14 protein-coding genes are annotated in these 17,954 nt (G+C 63.2%); 8 read left to right on the plus strand and 6 right to left on the minus strand.

Annotated features, from left to right (window positions below; translation table 11 throughout):
* Positions 1-17: 17 nt before the first annotated feature.
* Positions 18-1,190 (minus strand): hypothetical protein, encoded by a 1,173-nt coding sequence (locus ACX80O_RS04305; RefSeq protein ID WP_459332646.1) that lies wholly within the window; start codon positions 1,188-1,190, stop codon positions 18-20.
* A 9-nt stretch (positions 1,191-1,199) separates the two neighbouring features.
* A complete protein-coding gene (locus ACX80O_RS04310) occupies positions 1,200-2,408 on the minus strand; it encodes a hypothetical protein (protein ID WP_459332647.1) in 1,209 nt (402 codons plus the stop codon).
* A 439-nt stretch (positions 2,409-2,847) separates the two neighbouring features.
* On the opposite strand from ACX80O_RS04310, the gene ACX80O_RS04315 reads away from it, so the two are divergent.
* Positions 2,848-3,492: an MBL fold metallo-hydrolase gene (locus ACX80O_RS04315; protein WP_459332648.1), complete on the plus strand. Its 645-nt coding sequence runs from the start codon at positions 2,848-2,850 to the stop codon at positions 3,490-3,492.
* A 219-nt stretch (positions 3,493-3,711) separates the two neighbouring features.
* Here the strand turns inward: ACX80O_RS04315 and ACX80O_RS04320 are convergent, their stop codons facing one another.
* Positions 3,712-4,497 (minus strand): trans-aconitate 2-methyltransferase, encoded by a 786-nt coding sequence (locus ACX80O_RS04320; protein WP_459332649.1) that lies wholly within the window; start codon positions 4,495-4,497, stop codon positions 3,712-3,714.
* Positions 4,498-4,546: 49 nt separating this feature from the next.
* Between ACX80O_RS04320 and ACX80O_RS04325 the strand changes: the two genes are divergently transcribed.
* The 3 genes from ACX80O_RS04325 to ACX80O_RS04335 all read left to right on the plus strand — a co-directional run bounded on the left by ACX80O_RS04325 (position 4,547) and on the right by ACX80O_RS04335 (position 8,999).
* Positions 4,547-7,069 carry a DEAD/DEAH box helicase gene (locus ACX80O_RS04325; RefSeq protein ID WP_459332650.1) on the plus strand — a complete coding sequence of 841 codons (2,523 nt, stop codon included), beginning with the start codon at positions 4,547-4,549 and terminating at the stop codon, positions 7,067-7,069.
* A gap of 122 nt (positions 7,070-7,191) precedes the next feature.
* Positions 7,192-7,674, plus strand: coding sequence for a GNAT family N-acetyltransferase (locus tag ACX80O_RS04330; protein ID WP_459307378.1), 483 nt, complete (start codon positions 7,192-7,194; stop codon positions 7,672-7,674).
* 53 nt (positions 7,675-7,727) lie between these two features.
* Positions 7,728-8,999, plus strand: coding sequence for an alpha/beta fold hydrolase (locus tag ACX80O_RS04335; RefSeq protein WP_459332699.1), 1,272 nt, complete (start codon positions 7,728-7,730; stop codon positions 8,997-8,999).
* Between the two features lie 97 nt (positions 9,000-9,096).
* Here the strand turns inward: ACX80O_RS04335 and ACX80O_RS04340 are convergent, their stop codons facing one another.
* From ACX80O_RS04340 to coaE, 3 genes are all read right to left on the minus strand, one after another.
* Positions 9,097-10,146: a TerC family protein gene (locus ACX80O_RS04340; protein ID WP_459307379.1), complete on the minus strand. Its 1,050-nt coding sequence runs from the start codon at positions 10,144-10,146 to the stop codon at positions 9,097-9,099.
* Positions 10,147-10,384: 238 nt separating this feature from the next.
* Positions 10,385-12,463: an excinuclease ABC subunit UvrB gene (gene uvrB, locus ACX80O_RS04345; protein WP_459332651.1), complete on the minus strand. Its 2,079-nt coding sequence runs from the start codon at positions 12,461-12,463 to the stop codon at positions 10,385-10,387.
* A 51-nt stretch (positions 12,464-12,514) separates the two neighbouring features.
* A complete protein-coding gene (gene coaE / locus ACX80O_RS04350) occupies positions 12,515-13,741 on the minus strand; it encodes a dephospho-CoA kinase (RefSeq protein ID WP_459332652.1) in 1,227 nt (408 codons plus the stop codon).
* A 62-nt stretch (positions 13,742-13,803) separates the two neighbouring features.
* Between coaE and ACX80O_RS04355 the strand changes: the two genes are divergently transcribed.
* The 4 genes from ACX80O_RS04355 (at position 13,804) to ACX80O_RS04370 (ending at position 17,759) form a co-directional block, all read left to right on the plus strand.
* Positions 13,804-14,478 carry an IMPACT family protein gene (locus ACX80O_RS04355; protein WP_459332653.1) on the plus strand — a complete coding sequence of 225 codons (675 nt, stop codon included), beginning with the start codon at positions 13,804-13,806 and terminating at the stop codon, positions 14,476-14,478.
* The gene (locus ACX80O_RS04360) at positions 14,475-15,602 is read left to right on the plus strand and encodes a class I SAM-dependent methyltransferase (RefSeq protein WP_459332654.1); all 1,128 of its coding nucleotides are present in this window, start codon (positions 14,475-14,477) and stop codon (positions 15,600-15,602) included. Before ACX80O_RS04355 ends, ACX80O_RS04360 begins: the two co-directional genes overlap by 4 nt.
* Before the next feature lie 72 nt (positions 15,603-15,674).
* Positions 15,675-17,012 (plus strand): APC family permease, encoded by a 1,338-nt coding sequence (locus ACX80O_RS04365; RefSeq protein WP_459332655.1) that lies wholly within the window; start codon positions 15,675-15,677, stop codon positions 17,010-17,012.
* A gap of 3 nt (positions 17,013-17,015) precedes the next feature.
* A complete protein-coding gene (locus tag ACX80O_RS04370; protein WP_459307385.1) occupies positions 17,016-17,759 on the plus strand; it encodes a hypothetical protein in 744 nt (247 codons plus the stop codon).
* Positions 17,760-17,954: the final 195 nt, after the last annotated feature.

Genomic DNA, 17,954 nt, shown 5'->3' on the forward strand with positions numbered 1-17,954 from the left:
ATTCAGACGAAACCCGATTAGAGCACGGACGGCCCGTCATTCGGGTCTTCCGCGCCTATACCCTCTTCATCGGCTGCAGGTGCTTCGCCCAACGACTCCGGGTTGGCGTATGTACGAAGAAGTGAAGGTAGATACTGCGAAAACGCATCGACAACCTTCGCCAGCAAGGGGTCGTCGTGGGAAGGGAGATCCCTGGCCTGGTGGAACAGGAAATTTCTCACTTTATAGATTGAGTCAATACCCGGCTTCGATTCAACCTGCAAAGACTCTAAAAAGTCCTGCGATACGAGCGCGAAGTCACTAAGATCTGACGCACAGTTTGAATATCGGCTGACAAGGAGCTTTAGCCTTCCTCGCTCCCTTATTTCGGAACCCAATCGATCGAACTGATCCCTTGCAGATGACGTTCCACCCTGAAGGTTCGTCACCATTTCCTGTAAAACCAATGGGAGCCGGTGCCGCATGACATTCTCCATCAGGTATTCGAATACCTGATAGAAATAGAAATACTGAGTAACTAGTGAAGGACTTGAAACAGCAGACAATACAAGCAGCTTCGAGAGCATCTGTGGATTATCAAGATGCTCCGAAATTAGTGAAACGTTCACCTTAGAAGTCGGATCCGATCCGGCCCAGTCCAGTCCAGCAGGGCTGCAAGACGCAGCTGGGACATAACCATAACTAATAAGGCTCGGCAGTATGCGGTCCATACTGAAGTCGATTTCGTCTGGGATCTTCGAACGACTCAAGACCAGGAAACTAACGTTATCGTCGAATAGATCGGAGAAGAGAATTGGCTGAGTTTCTCCCGCGAACGACTCGAACACTTCCGGTGATTTTTCAGCCAGGTACTCGAGGGCGAGTTTTATGGCCATATACGAATAGTTTCGGAAGTACTTCTCCTCGGCACGGCCATGGTCGACGGAACCCAGAGCGTTCACCGGAATCATAAATCCGATGCGGGGGCCCCCTCCCGGCGCCGCGCCCTTTAAGTGCACTGGAAAGATAGCGCTCTCTTTTAACTCTTTCTTGGCATAGACATGAATTTCGAACTTCATGCTTTCGAAATCTGGAGTCACTTCTATCGGCGTTGCAATTAGCACCTCCAGATCTCCGCCTGCATGGCTAACGACGAAGGAGCCGCCATCGAAGCTGACACCCCATCCCTCTTGAGTCGAAACCGTCCCCATTTTAATTCCCTAGACGTTCTGGTCCTGGTACTTCCTAAGGGCACTAGAAGCAGCCGCTTGAAGGTCTAAGAAGCTGTCAGTTTCTGAATTAAAAAGCTCTCGAAAATAGAAGGTGAAGAATGTTCTCTGAGCGTTGCCGATCTTGCTTGTGTTGTTTTTCAGCCACGAGAGAGAAGAGTTTATCTCAAGCAAAAACTCTTCTGGGTTGTCAACTGTTACCTTCGGAATTAGCACCATCGCGCGGTCAAGGTCTTTGAGAACTTCTCTGTCGATTAGTTTCCCTAAGGCGGATCCCAGGCCAGACATCGCCTGAGGTTTTTTGAAAACCTGAGTAACGTTCTTCCCAAATGGACTCGGATCGTCCAGCTCGTCAGCTGGTAGCTCTGCATTCTCGCAAATTGAGACCACGTGGGTGATGAAAGCGTTCACGACGTGGACATACTGCTGGAAGACGTCCGTTTCCTGGTTTTCTCTGGACAACTTTTCCAAGCTTCGGATGTTCTCGAGAAGGCTGGCGCGATCAATGGGTAACTCATCTCTGTTGAGATAAGCGTTGAAGCCCTCCACGACGTCTTTGAAATTGTACTGATTGGACTTTGATGCGTAGCGACCGTCAGCCTCCTTCAGGAGTTCAATGTGAGATTCTGGGTCGTGGTAGTCGAGGTACAACATCTCAATCTGTTGGCGCAGCGACATGGGCGTTTGTCCTGTGTTCAACGTGAGCATCCGGTACAGAACGCCGAGGCGATTGAGACCGATATAGATTTCGACGCGGACGGGCATATTTCGCACCGCTTCGGCATCCGCGGCTCCCTGACCCCTGCCGACCTCGTTGAGCAAGTCGATAATGGTGTGAGTTCTCTGCAAACCATCAAGGATGACTAAGCTCGACGAATTCTCGATAATAAAATCGCTGACTTGGTGGTCATCGAGCTGGTCTACATCAGCGTTTTTCTCCGTGAGCGCAAGCACTAGGGGCGGGATAACGCAGCCTCTACGCATGTCTTGCTTCAACAATGAATAGACCGTCTTGGAAGAACTAACCCTTCGCCGTTGGAACTCGTTTTTGTCCAGGTTGCCTGAGATTAGGGTGGCATACTCGGACAACGTCATCTCAGCCAGGACGTTAACAGCATCGATTCGGTTATCGCGAAGCTTCGAGGTGATCTTCAAGTTTCCGCTTTCATCGAGTTGGGAAGGGCAAAAGGTTGAGCGCACTGCTCATCCTATCTGGACTTACGGAACGCGAAGGTGGAACGTCGCCAGAAGATGTCTGGCCGATTGTGGCTGGGATTATCATGGCGATTTCCTTCTTCCCGGCGGACTCCATCAGTTCGCGTTTGGCTACGTCGCGGACATCCTGTGCCTGTGCCCGGAGCACCTTTTGGGAGTTGGGTCCCACGTGTTCAGTAGGCATGATCTCGTCGTGAAAACGAACCATGGGTGTGAGGTCGGTTGGGAAAGTGAACCCGAGGGACGCAGCCTTCGATAGGGCCCGGCTGGCTCTGCGCAGAGACGCTTTGGAACGGCAGTACCACCATCCATGCTTATGAGACGAAGAACATCCGATCGAGTTCTGGCCAAGTCAATCGGAGTTAGGTCCCGAAAGTTCGGTTACCCCCAACTTTGGCGAATGTTCTGTGTGTAGGCTTTCCGCATGCTTATAGCCGATCTCCCGGACCTGACCATCCGCTACATTCCGACGGGTGAGATGGACAACAACGTCTACCTGCTCACGTCGAAGGCCACAGGCACCCAGGTGCTGATTGACGCCGCCGACGACGCAGACGCCATCATGCAGCTACTTAGGGAGGGCGCGGCCGACACCCCTGCCGAGCCGACGCTGGCAATGATTGTCACCACCCACTCGCACTGGGACCATGTGCGGGCGCTGGCCGACGTCGTCGGGCAAACCAAGGCGCGCACCGCCGCCGGCGCCGAAGATGTTCAAGACATTGTGGTGCCCACCGATGTGCCGCTCAATCACGGGGACATCAGCACTTTTGAGGGTTTCGACCTTGAAGCCATCAAGCTGCGCGGGCACACGCCCGGCAGCGTGGCGTTGCTCTACCGGGATCCGCATGGCCCGGCTCACCTGTTCACCGGGGACTCGCTGTTCCCTGGCGGCGTGGGCAACACGCAGGGCGACGCGGCCCGGTTCGAGTCGCTGCTGAACGACGTTTCGGAACGGATCTTCGACTACCTGCCGGACGACACCCTGGTGCATCCCGGCCACGGCAAGGGAACCACGATCGGTGCCGAGCGCCCGCATCTCGACGAGTGGCGCGCCCGCGGCTGGTAACCCTGCCGCGCGGACGTCATCCCGGCGGGCACACCGTCGTAGGGATGTACGCTCTGGAAACTTATGTGCACGTGTGGCCGGTTAGAGGCACTGTCACCCGCCACAACTGCACAAATGATTCCTGCGACCCGCCATAGCTGCGCCAATCCTGCCGTCAAGATATGGGGCCCGCTTCTGACCGGCTGTGCACAACCCTGGGCGAGAGAAGGGTTCTTGCGCTCACTCCGCGCGATTCTTGACGCCGACGGCGAAGATCCGCCGGAAGCCGAAGACCGTCCCCCACGGCTCGTCCGGGTAAGCTCCGCGGAGAAGGGCCGCGTACTGCTCGACGAAGGCGGCGCCGTCGTCGTCGCCAAGGGCGTGCAGTACCGGGCGCAGACCGGTGCCCATAAGCCATTGCAGCACCGGATCCGGCCCGGTGAGCACGTGTTGGTAGGTGGTCTCCCACACGTCGGCGTTCATGCCCACGCCGCTGAGCGATCGAAGGTAGTCGGTCGGTTCGGAGACGACGTCGGTGTGTCGCAGGACACCCCGGAGCTTGTCCCGCCACGCCCCCGATCCGGCGAGTTCCCGCATCAGCGTATGCGCCGGCGAGCCGAAGTTTCCCGGCACCTGCAGCGCAAGCCACGCACCCGGCCGGAGCGCTCGCGCCCACGACTCGACCAGCTCAGCCTGACCCGGCACCCACTGGAGGACGGCGTTGGTGGTGACGACGTCGACGTCGGACCCCGGCAGCCAGTCACGGACGTCGCCCACCTCGAACCGGAGGTTCGGCGGCAGGTCCGGCGAGTCCCTCGCCCGTTCCACCATGTCCGGTGAGGAATCAAGGCCGAGCACCTGGGCCTCTGGCCAGCGGTCAGCCAGCAGCCGGGTCTGATCCCCCGGTCCGCAGCCGAGATCGACGATGACGTGTGGCGCCGGGTGGCTGATCCTGACCACCAGATCGAGGAACGGCCTGCCCCGGTGTTCAGAGTGAAGAGAATACTGTGTGGGATCCCATCGCATCACCCCAGCGTATCGGGCGCCGGGGCTGCTACGGATAGGCTGGAGCCCTATGAGAATTCAGGAACACCTCACCGCAGGCACCGCCCAGCCCGACGACGTTTACAGTGCGTTCCTCGAGTGGACGACGAGCGAGGGGATGAACCTGTATCCGGCGCAGGACGAAGCGGTACTGGAACTGGTCTCGGGCAACAACGTGATCCTCGCGACGCCCACCGGATCGGGAAAGTCGCTGGTAGCCGTGGCAGCCCACTTCGACGCGATCGCCCGCGGCAAGCGCAGCTACTACACGGCACCCATCAAGGCCCTCGTCTCCGAAAAGTTCTTCGGCCTCTGCGAGACCTTCGGCGCCGCGAACGTCGGCATGATCACCGGCGACTCGAGCGTCAACCAGGATGCCCCCATCATCTGTTGTACTGCCGAAATCCTGGCGAACATCGCCCTCCGTGAGGGCGAACAGGCCGACGTCGGCACCGTCATCATGGACGAGTTCCACTTCTACTCCGACCCGCAGCGCGGCTGGGCCTGGCAGGTACCCCTGCTCGAACTCCCCCAGGCCCAGTTCCTCCTGATGTCGGCAACCCTCGGCGACATGGCCCGCTTCGAGGAGGAGCTGACCGAGCGCACCGGCCGGCACAGCACCACCATCAGCAGCGCCGAACGGCCCATCCCGTTGCATTTCTACTATGTGGAAACCACGGTCCAGGAATCGCTTGAGGAACTACTTAGCACCCGGCAGGCACCCGTCTACGTGGTGCACTTCAGCCAGGCCGAAGCGATCGAGCGCGCGCAGAACCTGATGAGCGTGAACGTCTGCTCCCGTGAGGAGAAGGACAGGATCGCTGACCTCATCGCAACCTTCCGATTCTCCTCGGGGTTCGGTAAGACGCTGAACCGGCTGGTGCGTCACGGGATCGGCGTTCACCACGCGGGGATGCTCCCCAAGTACCGCCGGCTGGTTGAACAGCTCGCCCAGGCGGGACTACTCAAGGTCATCTGCGGCACCGATACACTCGGCGTCGGCATCAATGTTCCCATCCGCACGGTACTGCTCACCGCCCTGAGCAAGTACGACGGCGTCCGCACCCGGCTGCTCAACGCCCGCGAGTTTCACCAGATCGCTGGCCGGGCCGGCCGGGCGGGGTATGACACGGCGGGAACCGTCGTCGTACAGGCGCCCGACCATGTGGTCGAGAACACCCGGGCCTTGGCGAAGGCTGTGGGGAAGTTCGGCGACGATCAGAAGAAGCTCCGCCAGGTGGTCAGGAAAAAGCCGCCCACCGGGTTCGTGTCGTGGGGTAAGCCCACGTACGAGCGACTGGCCGCCGGGACACCTGAGCCGCTGACCTCGAGTTTCGCCGTCAGCCACTCGATGCTGCTCAACCTGCTGGAACGGCCGGGCAACCCGTTTTCCGCGGCGCAGCGGCTGCTGAACGAAAACCACGAGACCAGGGCCTCCCAGCTGCAGCTGACCCGCAAGGCCATCGGCATCTACCGGTCGCTGGTCACCGCGGGGATTGTTGAACAGCTTCCCGAGCCGGACGCCGACGGCCGGAGCATCCGGCTGAAGGTCCACCTGCAAGCCAACTTCGCCCTCAACCAGCCGCTCTCCCCGTTCGCGCTGGCCAGCCTCGAATTGCTCGACCCGGAGAGCCCCACCTACGCGCTCGACGTCGTCTCGGTGATCGAAGCGACCCTCGAGAAGCCCCGCCAGGTCCTCAACGCCCAGGAGAAGAAGGCGCGCGGCGAGGCGATCGGAGCCATGAAGGCCGACGGCGTCGACTACGACCAGCGGATGGCCCTCCTCGAAGAAGTCACCTACCCGCAGCCGATGGCGGAACTGCTGTTCCAGGCGTTCGACGTCTACCGCAGCGGTGCGCCCTGGCTGGGCGACTTCGAGCTGACCCCCAAGTCGGTGGTCCGGGACATGTACGAGCGGGCCATGAACTTCGGCGAGTATGTTGCCTACTACTCCCTCACCCGGTCCGAGGGCATCCTTCTCCGCTATCTAGCCGACTGCTACAAGGCGCTGCGCCAGACGGTCCCCACCGAGGCGCTGCGCGAGGACCTCACCGACATCATCGAATGGCTCGGCGAACTGATCCGCCAGGTCGACTCGAGCCTCCTCGAGGAATGGGAGCTGCTGGCCGCCGGTGGCCGTGCTGAGAGCGGGGCCGCCCTCGAGCTGCCGCCGGAGCCCGACTCGGTGACCTCCAACGAGCGGGCGTTCCGCGTGATGGTCCGCAACGAGATGTTCCAGCGGGTCAAGCTCTTCGCTGACGAGGATGACGTGGCGCTCGGCGCTCTGGACGGCGTGTCCGGTTGGGATGCTGACCGTTGGGCTGAAGCCCTCGACGGCTACTTCGGCGACTACGAGGACATTGACGACGGCCCCGAGGCCCGTGGGCCGGCGCTGCTGATCATCGAGAAGGTGCCCGGCAGCTGGAAGGTCCGGCAGATCTTCAAGGATCCGTTCGGCAACCACGACTGGGGCATCAACGCGGTCATCGATCTAGCCGCCTCCGATGAGGCCGGCACAGCAGTGGTCACCGTGACAGGGGTCGGGGCGCCTTAGCCGCCGGTTGGGCCCCACCTCACCTTCCACTCCCGCCGAACCGTCAGATCGGCTGGGCCCAAACGCCGTCGACCCGCCAGACCTCACGCCTCGGCGGGGGTGGAGTAGATAGGGTTGGTTCCATGACTATCCGCGACGCACGCCCGGACGATGTAGCCACCATCCTCCAGCTCATCCACGACCTCGCCACTTACGAGAAGGAACCTGACGCCGTCAGGAACACTCCGGAACAACTCCGCCAGGCTCTCTTCGGCGACTCGCCGAGCGTTTTCGCCCACGTCGCCGAGTCCGACGACAGCATTCAGGGCTTCGCCCTCTGGTTCCTCAATTATTCGACGTGGGAGGGTGTCAACGGAATCTATCTGGAGGACCTGTACGTCAGGCCCGAAGCCCGGGGCGAAGGCCACGGCAAGGCGCTCCTCCAGAACCTCGCGCGCATCGCCACGGAGCGCGGCTACGCTCGGGTCGAATGGTCGGTCCTGAACTGGAACGCCCCCTCGATCAGCTTCTACGACGGTCTCGGGGCGCTGCCGCAGGACGAGTGGACCACCTACCGTCTCAGCGGCCCCGCCCTCGCGACGGTCGCCGCGGGACCAGCGGCGTGACCGGTCAGCCAACCGCCGGCGTTATCCCCCACCGCCGCGAGTCAACGCACCTGATGCATGGGGCGCGCACCACCGGCCACCATTTCACGGTGCCGCTTAGCCACGCCGAGCACGACGGCGAGACCATCACCGTTTTCGCCCGCGAGTACAGTTCCCTGGATCACGACGACGACGCCACCGCCGCGCTGCCGTGGCTCCTGTTCCTGCAGGGCGGCCCCGGCGGTCGCGGCAGCCGGGTGACTCAACTCGGCGGCTGGATGAAGGCTGCGGCCAGGCACTTCAGGATCCTGATGCTCGATCAGCGCGGCACCGGGCTCTCCACTCCGGCGGATGCCAGTACTCTCCCCCTGCGCGGCGGCGCCGACGCGCAGGCCGACTATCTCACCCATTTCCGCGCCGATTCGATTGTGGCCGACGCCGAACTGATCCGCCGCCAACTTGTGGGAGCCCCGTGGACGGTGTTCGGGCAAAGCTTCGGCGGGTTCTGCGCACTGACCTACCTTTCTTTCGCACCGGAAGGGATAGAGCGCGCGCTGATCACCGGCGGTCTGGCCCCGCTCGGTGGCTCCCCCGACCGCGTGTACACCGCCACCTACCGCCTGGTGGAGGCAAGGAACCGGAAGTACTTCACCAAGTATCCCGACGACCGGGCCCTGCTGACCCGGATTGCCCGGCACCTCGAAACCGTTCACGAGCGGCTCCCCACCGGTGAACGCCTCACCGTGGAGCGCCTGCAGATGATCGGCTCGTTCCTCGGCGGCAACACCCGCATCGACGCGCTGCACTTCCTCCTGGCGGACGCGTTTGTCAGCACCGTCGACGGCCCAAGGCTTTCCGACGTGTTTCTCGACGCCGTCTGGGCTCAGGTCAGCCGGTCATCGAACCCGCTCTACGCCCTGTTGCACGAGTCCATCTACTGCCAGGCGGGGGCATCCGCTTGGTCGGCCGACCGGGTCCTAGCCGACTACCCGCAGTTCCACCGGACCGCTGACGAGCCGCTGCTGACCGGCGAAATGGTGTACCCGTGGTATTTCGACCAGGATCCGGCGCTGGTTCCGCTGCGTGACGTCGCGGACCTCCTGGCCACGAAGGCCGACTGGGGCAGGCTCTACGACACCGCCCAACTCGCCCGCAATAATGTCCCGGCCGCAGCCGCCGTCTACCAAGACGACATCTACGTGGACCACGACCTGTCAATGGAGACAGCCCGCGCTGTCAAGGGCTTGCAGGCGTGGGAGACAGCCGATTTCCACCACGACGGGATCTCCGACGACGGCGAGGCGATCTTCAACCGGCTGCTTGGCCTGACTGGCTGGCCCGGTTAGCCTGGCTCGTTTGGCCTCAGACCCGCGACCGGCCCGCCAGTAACCGGAGAATCCGGTACTGGCGGGCCGGGTGTGGCGCGCGGACGAGCAGGAAGGGCTAGCTCTCGACGTCGGCCGCGCGCGCCTTCCGGGAGTCCTCCTCCAGTTGCGCATCGACGGCTGCCTGCTTGGCCTTCGGGCTGAGCAGGCTGGCGATGACAGCAATGACGATGGTGGCGACAATGACGCCGAGCGAAACGAAGGTGGGGATCACGGGCGCCCACTCGATGTGCTGTCCACTGTTGATGAACGGCAGCTCGTTCTCATGCATCGCGTGAAGGATCAGCTTGATGCCGATGAACGCCAGGATGACCGACAAAGCATGCTTCAGGTAGATCAGTCGGGTCATCAGTCCACCGAGCAGGAAGTACAGCTGGCGCAGGCCCATCAAGGCAAAAATGTTGGCGGTGAAGACGATGAACGCGCTCTCGGTCAGGCCGAAGATTGCGGGGATCGAGTCGACGGCAAAGAGCAGGTCGGTAAGGCCGATCGTGACGAACACGATCAGCATCGGGGTGAAAACCTTTTTACCGTCGACCATGGTGCGGATCTTGCCGCCGTCGTACTTGTCGGTCATGGGGAGGACCGTGCGAAGCCTGCCGATGAGCTTGTTTTCGCTACCGTGTTCCTCGTCTTCGCCGCTGTCCTTGGCCTGCTGGTAGGCCGTGTAAAGCAGGAAGACTCCGAAGATGTAGAAGATCCAGCTGAAGTTGCTGATCAGTGCCGCGCCCAGCAGGATGAAGATTCCGCGCAGGATGAGCGCGATGATGATGCCCACCATCAGGACTTCCTGCTGGTACTTCCGCGGCACGGAGAACCGGGCCATGATGATGATGAACACGAAGAGGTTGTCAATGCTCAGGCTGTACTCAGTGACCCAGCCGGCCACGAACTGTCCGCCGTAGTCGGGTCCGGTGAAGATGAACATGAGGACAGCGAAGATCAGCGCGAGGGAGACGTAGAAGGAAACCCACAACCCGGCTTCCTTCATCGAGGGCTCATGCGGGCGTTTGACCACCAGGAGCAGGTCGAAGAGCAGGATCAGGCCGAGCACAATGAATGTGCCGACTTCGAATGCCAGTGGCAATTCGAGGGTGGGTTCAGGCATGAGGAACCTTTCGGAGGGTGCAGCGGATTCCGCAAGTCTCTCCACCGGGACCACTGGCCAACCGGTCGCTACGCCCGGCAGAACAGCTGTGTTCTGCGTGTTGACGTACGTAGCGCTTCGGGATACTCCCCTACGTTTGCCCTATCCTACCGGCGGATCCGCCCGATCGGGAAATGATCCGCGCCCGGCGTGGCCAAACCCGATGGGGACGTAAGGGTCCACAATGAGTGACGTCGACCTAGGCGTGCCCGGCGGTCTGCATCTGCCGGAGCTCCTTCTTCAGGTCCCCCACCTCGTCGCGCAGCCGTGCAGCGAGTTCGAAGTGCAGGTCGCCGGCGGCGGAGTGCATCTGGTCGGTCAACTGGGTGATCAGATCGGTCAGGTCTTCAGCAGGTACCGCCGCGAGACCATCGTGGCGGATCATTGCACTCCCCTTGCCCTTGCGCTTCTTGCCCGACTCCTCAAGCAGCGCCCGGGTGTCAGCGTCCTCCTGGGCGATCGAATCGGTGATGTCGGCGATCCGTTTGCGTAGCGGCTGGGGGTCAACACCGTGTTTGAGGTTGTAGGCCACCTGAATTTCACGACGCCGGTTGGTTTCGTCGATGGCCTTCGCCATCGAATCGGTGATCCGGTCCGCGTACATGTGGACCTCACCGGAAACGTTCCGGGCGGCGCGGCCGATGGTCTGGATCAGCGAGGTGGCGCTCCGTAGGAAACCCTCCTTGTCGGCGTCGAGAATGCTGACCAGGGAAACCTCCGGCAGGTCGAGGCCCTCGCGGAGCAGGTTGATGCCGACCAGGACGTCGAAGGTACCGAGCCGCAATTCGCGGAGCAGCTCCACCCGGCGCAGGGTATCGACGTCGGAGTGCAGGTACTCGACCTTGACCCCATGTTCGAGGAGGTACCCGGTCAGGTCCTCGGCCATCCTCTTGGTCAGCGTGGTGACCAGGACGCGTTCGTTACGCTCCACCCGGGTGCGGATCTCCCCCAGCAGGTCATCAATCTGGCCCTTGCTCGGTTTGATGACGACCTCGGGGTCAATCAGGCCGGTGGGGCGGATGATCTGCTGGACGAAACCGTCCGACTTGCCCAGCTCATACTTGCCCGGTGTGGCCGACAGGTACACGGTCTGCCCAATCCGCTGCAGGAACTCGTCCCATTTGAGCGGTCGGTTGTCCATGGCGGACGGCAGCCGGAAGCCGTGGTCCACCAGGGTACGTTTCCGTGACATGTCGCCTTCATACATGGCGCCGATCTGCGGAATGGTCACGTGTGACTCGTCGACCACCAGCAGGAAATCGTCGGGGAAGTAGTCGAGCAGGCAGTGCGACGCGGAGCCGGCCCCTCGGCCGTCAATGTGCCGCGAATAGTTCTCGATGCCGTTGCAGAACCCCATCTGCTGCATCATTTCCAGGTCATAGGTGGTGCGCATCCGCAGGCGCTGGGCTTCGACGAGCTTGTTCTGCGACTCCAGCTCCGCCAACCGCACCTGCAGTTCGTCCTCGATCTGCTTCACCGCCCGATCCATGCGTTCCGGGCCGGCGACATAGTGCGACGCCGGGAACACGTACATCTCGGTTTCTTCACGCACAATCTCACCGGTGAGAGGATGGAGTGTGTAGATCTTCTCGACCTCGTCGCCGAAGAACTCGATCCGGAGCGCCAGTTCCTCATACATCGGGATGATTTCCACCGTGTCGCCGCGCACCCTGAAGGTGCCGCGATGGAAGTCGATGTCGTTGCGCGTGTACTGCATGGACACGAACTTCCGGAGCAGGTCATCCCGGTTCATCTGCTGGCCGGTCTCCAATGTGACCATCCCCGCAACGTACTCTTCGGGGGTGCCCAGACCGTAGATGCAGGACACGGTGGCGACCACAATGACGTCACGTCGGGTGAGCAACGCATTGGTCGCCGAGTGCCGGAGCCGTTCGACCTCCTCGTTGACCGAGGAGTCCTTCTCGATGAAGGTATCGGTCTGCGGTACGTAGGCCTCCGGCTGATAGTAGTCGTAGTAGGAGACGAAGTACTCGACGGCGTTGTTGGGCATCAGCTCCCGGAACTCGTTAGCGAGCTGAGCGGCGAGGGTCTTGTTCTGCACCATCACGAGGGTGGGCCGTTGCACCTGTTCGATCAGCCACGCCGTCGTCGCACTCTTGCCGGTACCGGTGGCGCCGAGGAGCACCACGTCCTTCTCGCCACCCTTGATGCGCTCACTGAGTTCCGCGATGGCCGCCGGCTGGTCCCCGGCAGGGTTGAACTCGCTGATCACTTCGAAGGGTGCCACGACCCGGTTAATCTGCTGCGCAAGGCTCATACAAGTACGTTAGACCCTCCCCCGGACAATTAGCGTCCTGAATGGAGCGACTTAGCCGACGGCAGAAGCGGGCCGCGGCTCCCACCCGGTGTCGGCAACCCACCGTTGCAGCAGTGGGTCCGCCACGGCCGTGAACCAGTCCTCCTTGCAGGCGGCGTACCCGGAGGACGTCTGATCTGCGGCATGCAGCGTCGCGCAGCGCTCCTTCTCGGCCAGATACAGCGCCGCGGCGGCGGGGTCGGCCCGAAGCCAATCCCTGAAAGACAGCGCGTACCGCCACCCCGGCGAACCATCGACTCTCACATGAAGGTTCACAGCCCGTCCCGGATCGGCGTTGGCATGCAGCCGCTTCACCCGCTGGGCCCGATCAGGGACGTCCGGCTTCGGCTCATCCCTCTCGATGCCTTCGACCAAGGGGAAGCCGGCGGCGAGCAGCGGGCCCGCGATGACATCGGCGTCGTCAATATCCGCGACGGTCACCTGCAGGTCGATGACGTCCTTCGCGGGCAGCCCCGACACCGCTGTCGACCCGATATGATCCACCGCCAGCACCCGCCGATCGGCCCGCAGCAGTTTGCCGATGATCCGCTCGGCCTGCACCTGCCAGCCGGCCTGAGGCGGCAGGAGCCGCGGCCCACCGGCCCGCTCGGCCCGCTCGGCCCGGACGCCGCGTAGCAGGTTGTCGTTATAGGGAACCAGCCGCTCATTCCACAGCCGGTCCACCGCAGCGACCAACTCCTCGGGCGTACCCGTGTTGACGAGGACGACGTCGGCGGCAGCCGCCCGCTCCGCCCGCGTCGCCTGCGCGGCGATCCGGGACCGGGCGTCGTCGTCACTCATACCCCGGAGGGAGGTCAGCCGCCCAATCCGCACGGCATCCGGCGCATCAACCACCACCACCAGATGGAACTGGTCCTGCTGGCCGGTCTCCACCAGCAGCGGGATATCCTGCACGACGACGGCGGCCCGCGGCGCGTCAGCAGTCAGCTGACGGGCGCGGTCCCGGACCAAGGGATGGACAATCGAATTCAGGGTCATCCGCCGGGACGGGTTCCCGAAGATCGCCGCAGCCAATACGGGGCGGTCCAGGCTGCCGTCCGGAAGGACCACCGCATCGCCGAACTCGGCCACCACGGCCGCTAGCCCAGCGGACCCCGGCCCGACCGCCTCGCGGGCCAGCACATCGGCGTCGACCAGGACCGCCCCGAGCTCACTCAACCGGGCGGCGACGAGCGATTTCCCGGCGGCAATCCCGCCGGTCAGGCCAATTCTGAGCATGCCCCCAGCCTAACCCGCTGACCTTCGGCCCGCGGGAGCCCCCGCCCATTAGACTTTAGCCGGTGAGCGACAGTGGAGTAACCGTAACCGGGTACACGACCGTCAGGGGCGAGCATCGTTATGACACCGAGGTTCGCCGGTCCCGTTTCATCGCCGTCGCCCGGCGGATCACCAGCGAAGAGGAAGCACGCACCCTCCTCTCCGACCTCCGCCGTGAGTTTCACGGCGCCCGACACCACTGCAGCGCGGTGGTACTCGGTCCGGACCGGCTGATCCAGCGGGCCAACGACGACGGCGAACCCACCGGCACCGCCGGTGCTCCGATGCTCGACGCCATCCTTAAACGCGAGACCGTCGACGGGGAGACCGACCTGAGCGACGTGGCAGTGGTGGTGGTCCGCTACTTCGGCGGGGTACTCCTCGGTGCTGGAGGGCTGGTGCGCGCCTACTCGGATGCCGTGTCCCGGATGCTGGACTCGGCGCCGACCGTGCAGTGCCGCCTGATGCAGCGGTTGACCGTCCCGGTGGGCCATGCCGAAGCCGGCTGCGTCGAGAATGACCTCAGAAACGCCGGCATCGAAGTCCTCGGAACCGACTATCTCCCCGACCGGGCCCTGATCCGGGTGGCGATCGACGCCGGGACGGCATCGGTCGAGGACTTCGCCGCCCGGCTTGCATCACTTACCGCCGGGAAATCCGGCGCTCAACTAGACGACCTGAAATGGGTGGATTTGTGACCGACTTTTCCTTCGACAACCTTCGGCGGGCTCCCGACGTCGAGGCCGCGAACCTCTTCGCGTTCGACGCCACCGATCGCCTCCTGCTGGACACCGCGGCCGGTGCGATCAGCGCGGACCCGGAGGGCGTCGTCGTCGTCGGCGACCACTACGGGGCACTCACCCTCGGAGCTGCTGCGCTGCACGGTGCGCGGGCGATCCGCACCTACCAGGACCCCCTCTCCGGCGAGCTGGCCCTCGCCAGCAACGCCGGATCCGCCGGTTTAACCCACAGTTTCACCCACTACCAGCTGGGCGGGGACCTGCTGGCCGGTGCGCGCATCGTCCTGCTGCAGCTGCCCCGGTCGCTGGCCGCGCTGGATGAGCTGGCGTGGACGATCGCCCGCCACGCCAGCCCGGACGTCACTGTGTTCGCCGGCGGCCGGGTCAAGCACATGACCACGGCGATGAACGGCGTCCTAGCCCGGCACTTCGGCAGCGTTACGGCCGGTTTGACCCGGCAGAAGTCACGCATCCTGACGGCAGCCGCACCCCAACCTACAACGACCAGCGGCTTCCCGGTCGACGAAACGCACGACGTCGGGCTCCCTGCTCCACTCATCCTGAAAGCCTTCGGCAGCACGTTTGGCGGAGCCAAGCTCGACGCCGGGACCCGATATCTGCTGCCAGCGCTCTCCGCGGCCCGGGAGGCACGGCAGGCAATCGACCTGGGGTCAGGCAACGGAACCATTGCCGCCTTCCTCGCGCTTTCCCGTCCCGCATTGGAGGTACTCGCGACCGACCAGTCGGCATCAGCTGTGGTATCCTCGCGGGCCACAGCAGATGCCAATGGCGTCGGCGACCGCATCTCGGTGATGCGCGACGACGCCCTGTCGTCGATGCCTGACTCGTCGGCCGAGCTGATCATCCTCAACCCGCCCTTCCACCTGGAGGGCACTGTCCACTCGGGCATCGCCCTGAAACTGTTCGCCGACGCCGGGCGGGTCCTCAGGTCCGGCGGTGAGCTCTGGACCGTCTGGAACAGCCACCTGCAGTACAGGACACCGCTGACCACCCTGGTTGGGCCCACCCGGCAAACCGCCCGGAACCCGAAATTCACTGTCACGGTGTCGACCGGACGTTGAGCCGCGTAACCAAAGATTCACATCACGGTCACCGATGATCAGTCACCTTACTTTCTGGAATATACTGCGGGAATGTCCACCGAACTGCAGTCAGCACCGCCCCGGCTAAAACAGGGCATTACCGGCCCGTTACTTTTCCTGTTCATCCTTGGTGATGTGTTGGGCGCCGGCATCTACGTGCTGGTTGGAGTGGTGGCCGGTGCAGCGGGCGGCGCCATCTGGGTGCCGTTGCTCGTCGCCCTGGGACTGGCGCTACTGACGGCAGGATCCTACGCGGAGCTGGTCACCAAGTATCCGAAGGCAGGCGGCGCTGCGGTCTTCGCCGAACGCGCCTACAACAAGCCACTGATCTCGTTCCTGGTGGGCTTCTGCATGCTCGCGGCCGGCGTCACCAGCGCAGCCGGTCTGGCCCAGGCCTTCTCCGGGGCCTACCTGTCCGCCTTCATTGACGTCCCGGCGGTCCCGGCGTCGCTCGTCTTCCTCCTGGTGGTCGCCGCCCTGAACGCCCGCGGCATCCGCGAGTCAGTGCGCACAAACGTGGTCATGACGATCGTCGAAGTCTCAGGCCTGGTGCTCGTGATTGTCGTCGTCGGACTGTTTCTTGCGCAGGGCAACGGGGACCTCAGCAGGGTCACCCAATTTCCCGACGGCGTTGGTCCCGCCTCGGCGGTACTCGCCGCGACCCTGATCGCCTACTACTCATTCGTCGGGTTCGAGGTGTCAGCGAATGTCGCCGAAGAGGTCAAGGATGTCAGCCGCGTGTTCCCCCGCGCACTCTTCGGCGCGCTGCTCACAGCGGGGGTGGTGTACGTCCTGATAGGGCTCGCGGCGTCGGCGGCTGTACCGGCAACTGACCTGGCAGGCTCCACGTCGCCCCTGCTCGACGTCGTGAATGCCACCGGCTTCGGCATTCCCGAGTGGATTTTCGGCTTCGTGGCACTCATCGCCGTCGCCAACGGCTCGCTGCTCACCATGATCATGGCCAGCCGCCTGACCTACGGGATGGCTCAACAGGGCCTGCTGCCGTCGGCTCTGGGACGGGTGCTACCCAACCGGCGGACGCCGTGGGTCGCAATTGTCGCCACTACCGCCGCCGCAATGATCCTCAGCAGCACCGGAGATTTAGCTGCGCTGGCCGAAACCGTCGTTGTGCTCCTGCTGTTCGTCTTCCTCAGCACCAATATCGCCGTCCTGGTGCTCCGCAAGGACCGCGTTAAGCACCAGCACTTTAGGATCCCGGCGATGTTCCCTTATCTAGCCATCGCTTCCTGCATCCTCCTCATGACGCAACAGAGCGCTGACATCTGGCTGCGGGCGGGAGTCCTGGTCGTCATCGGTCTGGCGCTCTACGCGATCCAGCACTCCACCTCACCCCGCACCTCCACCTCACCCCGCACAGTAAAGAGCTAACCCATGCGCGCCACCACTGCACTCGGTAAAGGATTCGCCGGCCTGTTCGCTGCAGTCAAAACCGTCAGACCGCGACGCCCCATCCATCCTGACGGGATCTGGCTCACCGGGACTCTGACCCGAACCGGGCCGCCTGTGCCGAGCGGCATCTCCTGGATCGACGGCACAGGCCAGGTCGGTGTCCGCGCGCGACTCTCCCGCTCGGTCGGCCTCCCGCGGTGGAGTCCAGACATCCTGGGGCTGGCCGTTCGTGTTCCTGACGGTGCTGACCACTTTGATGTGTTGCTGGCCTCAACCGGTACGTCGGTGCCCGGCCGATTCGTGCTGCTCCCCCAACGGAATGTGATGGCAGCAAAATTCACGTCCATGATGCCGTACAAGGGAGTAAAGTCAGCCGTCCTCCTGGCGGCTTTCCCTCTTGACCCGAGCGGTCAGCTACCAGCGGCACCTGCCCGGCTCAGGGTGGGCCTGGCGAAGCGGCCACTAGAGCTGGCCCTGTGCTTCAGCCGTCCACTAGGCGAGTGGACCCGGTTTGGCACGCTGGTGTTGAGATTCGTGGAGCTGGAACAGCGTGACCCGGCCGAAGCGGCCCAGACCGACGACCCGCCGGGTCTGCGCTTCGACCCGGTCCGCCGCCCGCTCCCGGGTTCCGAAACCTATGCCTGGACCCGCGCTCTCCGGGAACCGTCCTACCTCGAGGCCAGGCTCACCCCGGGTAAAGCCGTCCCCGGGCTGCCCTCACCCTGAGCGCCGCTGTCGCTGAGCGCATCCCCGTCTGACGTACGCCACCCCGCTGGGTACGGCCGATCGCTGGGATGGTCTAGACATTCCCAGCCGTGGCCCGCGATCGGTGGGAAAGAAGGCCACGCCGGGTGCCCCACACCACGTCAGGGCACAGAAAAGGCCCCCACCAACGTGGTGGGGGCCTTTTTGGCTGGCTAG

Source organism: Arthrobacter glycogeni (assembly GCF_054511155.1).

Bases quoted from the DNA above. Each gene is read 5' to 3' on its own strand.
- ACX80O_RS04305 (WP_459332646.1), bottom strand. From the start codon at position 1,190: ATGGGGACGGTTTCGACTCAAGAGGGATGGGGTGTCAGCTTCGATGGC.
- ACX80O_RS04315 (WP_459332648.1), top strand. From the start codon at position 2,848: ATGCTTATAGCCGATCTCCCGGACCTGACCATCCGCTACATTCCGACG.
- ACX80O_RS04320 (WP_459332649.1), bottom strand. From the start codon at position 4,497: ATGCGATGGGATCCCACACAGTATTCTCTTCACTCTGAACACCGGGGC.
- ACX80O_RS04325 (WP_459332650.1), top strand. From the start codon at position 4,547: ATGAGAATTCAGGAACACCTCACCGCAGGCACCGCCCAGCCCGACGAC.
- ACX80O_RS04330 (WP_459307378.1), top strand. From the start codon at position 7,192: ATGACTATCCGCGACGCACGCCCGGACGATGTAGCCACCATCCTCCAG.
- ACX80O_RS04335 (WP_459332699.1), top strand. From the start codon at position 7,728: ATGCATGGGGCGCGCACCACCGGCCACCATTTCACGGTGCCGCTTAGC.
- ACX80O_RS04340 (WP_459307379.1), bottom strand. From the start codon at position 10,146: ATGCCTGAACCCACCCTCGAATTGCCACTGGCATTCGAAGTCGGCACA.
- uvrB (WP_459332651.1), bottom strand. From the start codon at position 12,463: ATGAGCCTTGCGCAGCAGATTAACCGGGTCGTGGCACCCTTCGAAGTG.
- coaE (WP_459332652.1), bottom strand. From the start codon at position 13,741: ATGCTCAGAATTGGCCTGACCGGCGGGATTGCCGCCGGGAAATCGCTC.
- ACX80O_RS04365 (WP_459332655.1), top strand. From the start codon at position 15,675: ATGTCCACCGAACTGCAGTCAGCACCGCCCCGGCTAAAACAGGGCATT.
- ACX80O_RS04370 (WP_459307385.1), top strand. From the start codon at position 17,016: ATGCGCGCCACCACTGCACTCGGTAAAGGATTCGCCGGCCTGTTCGCT.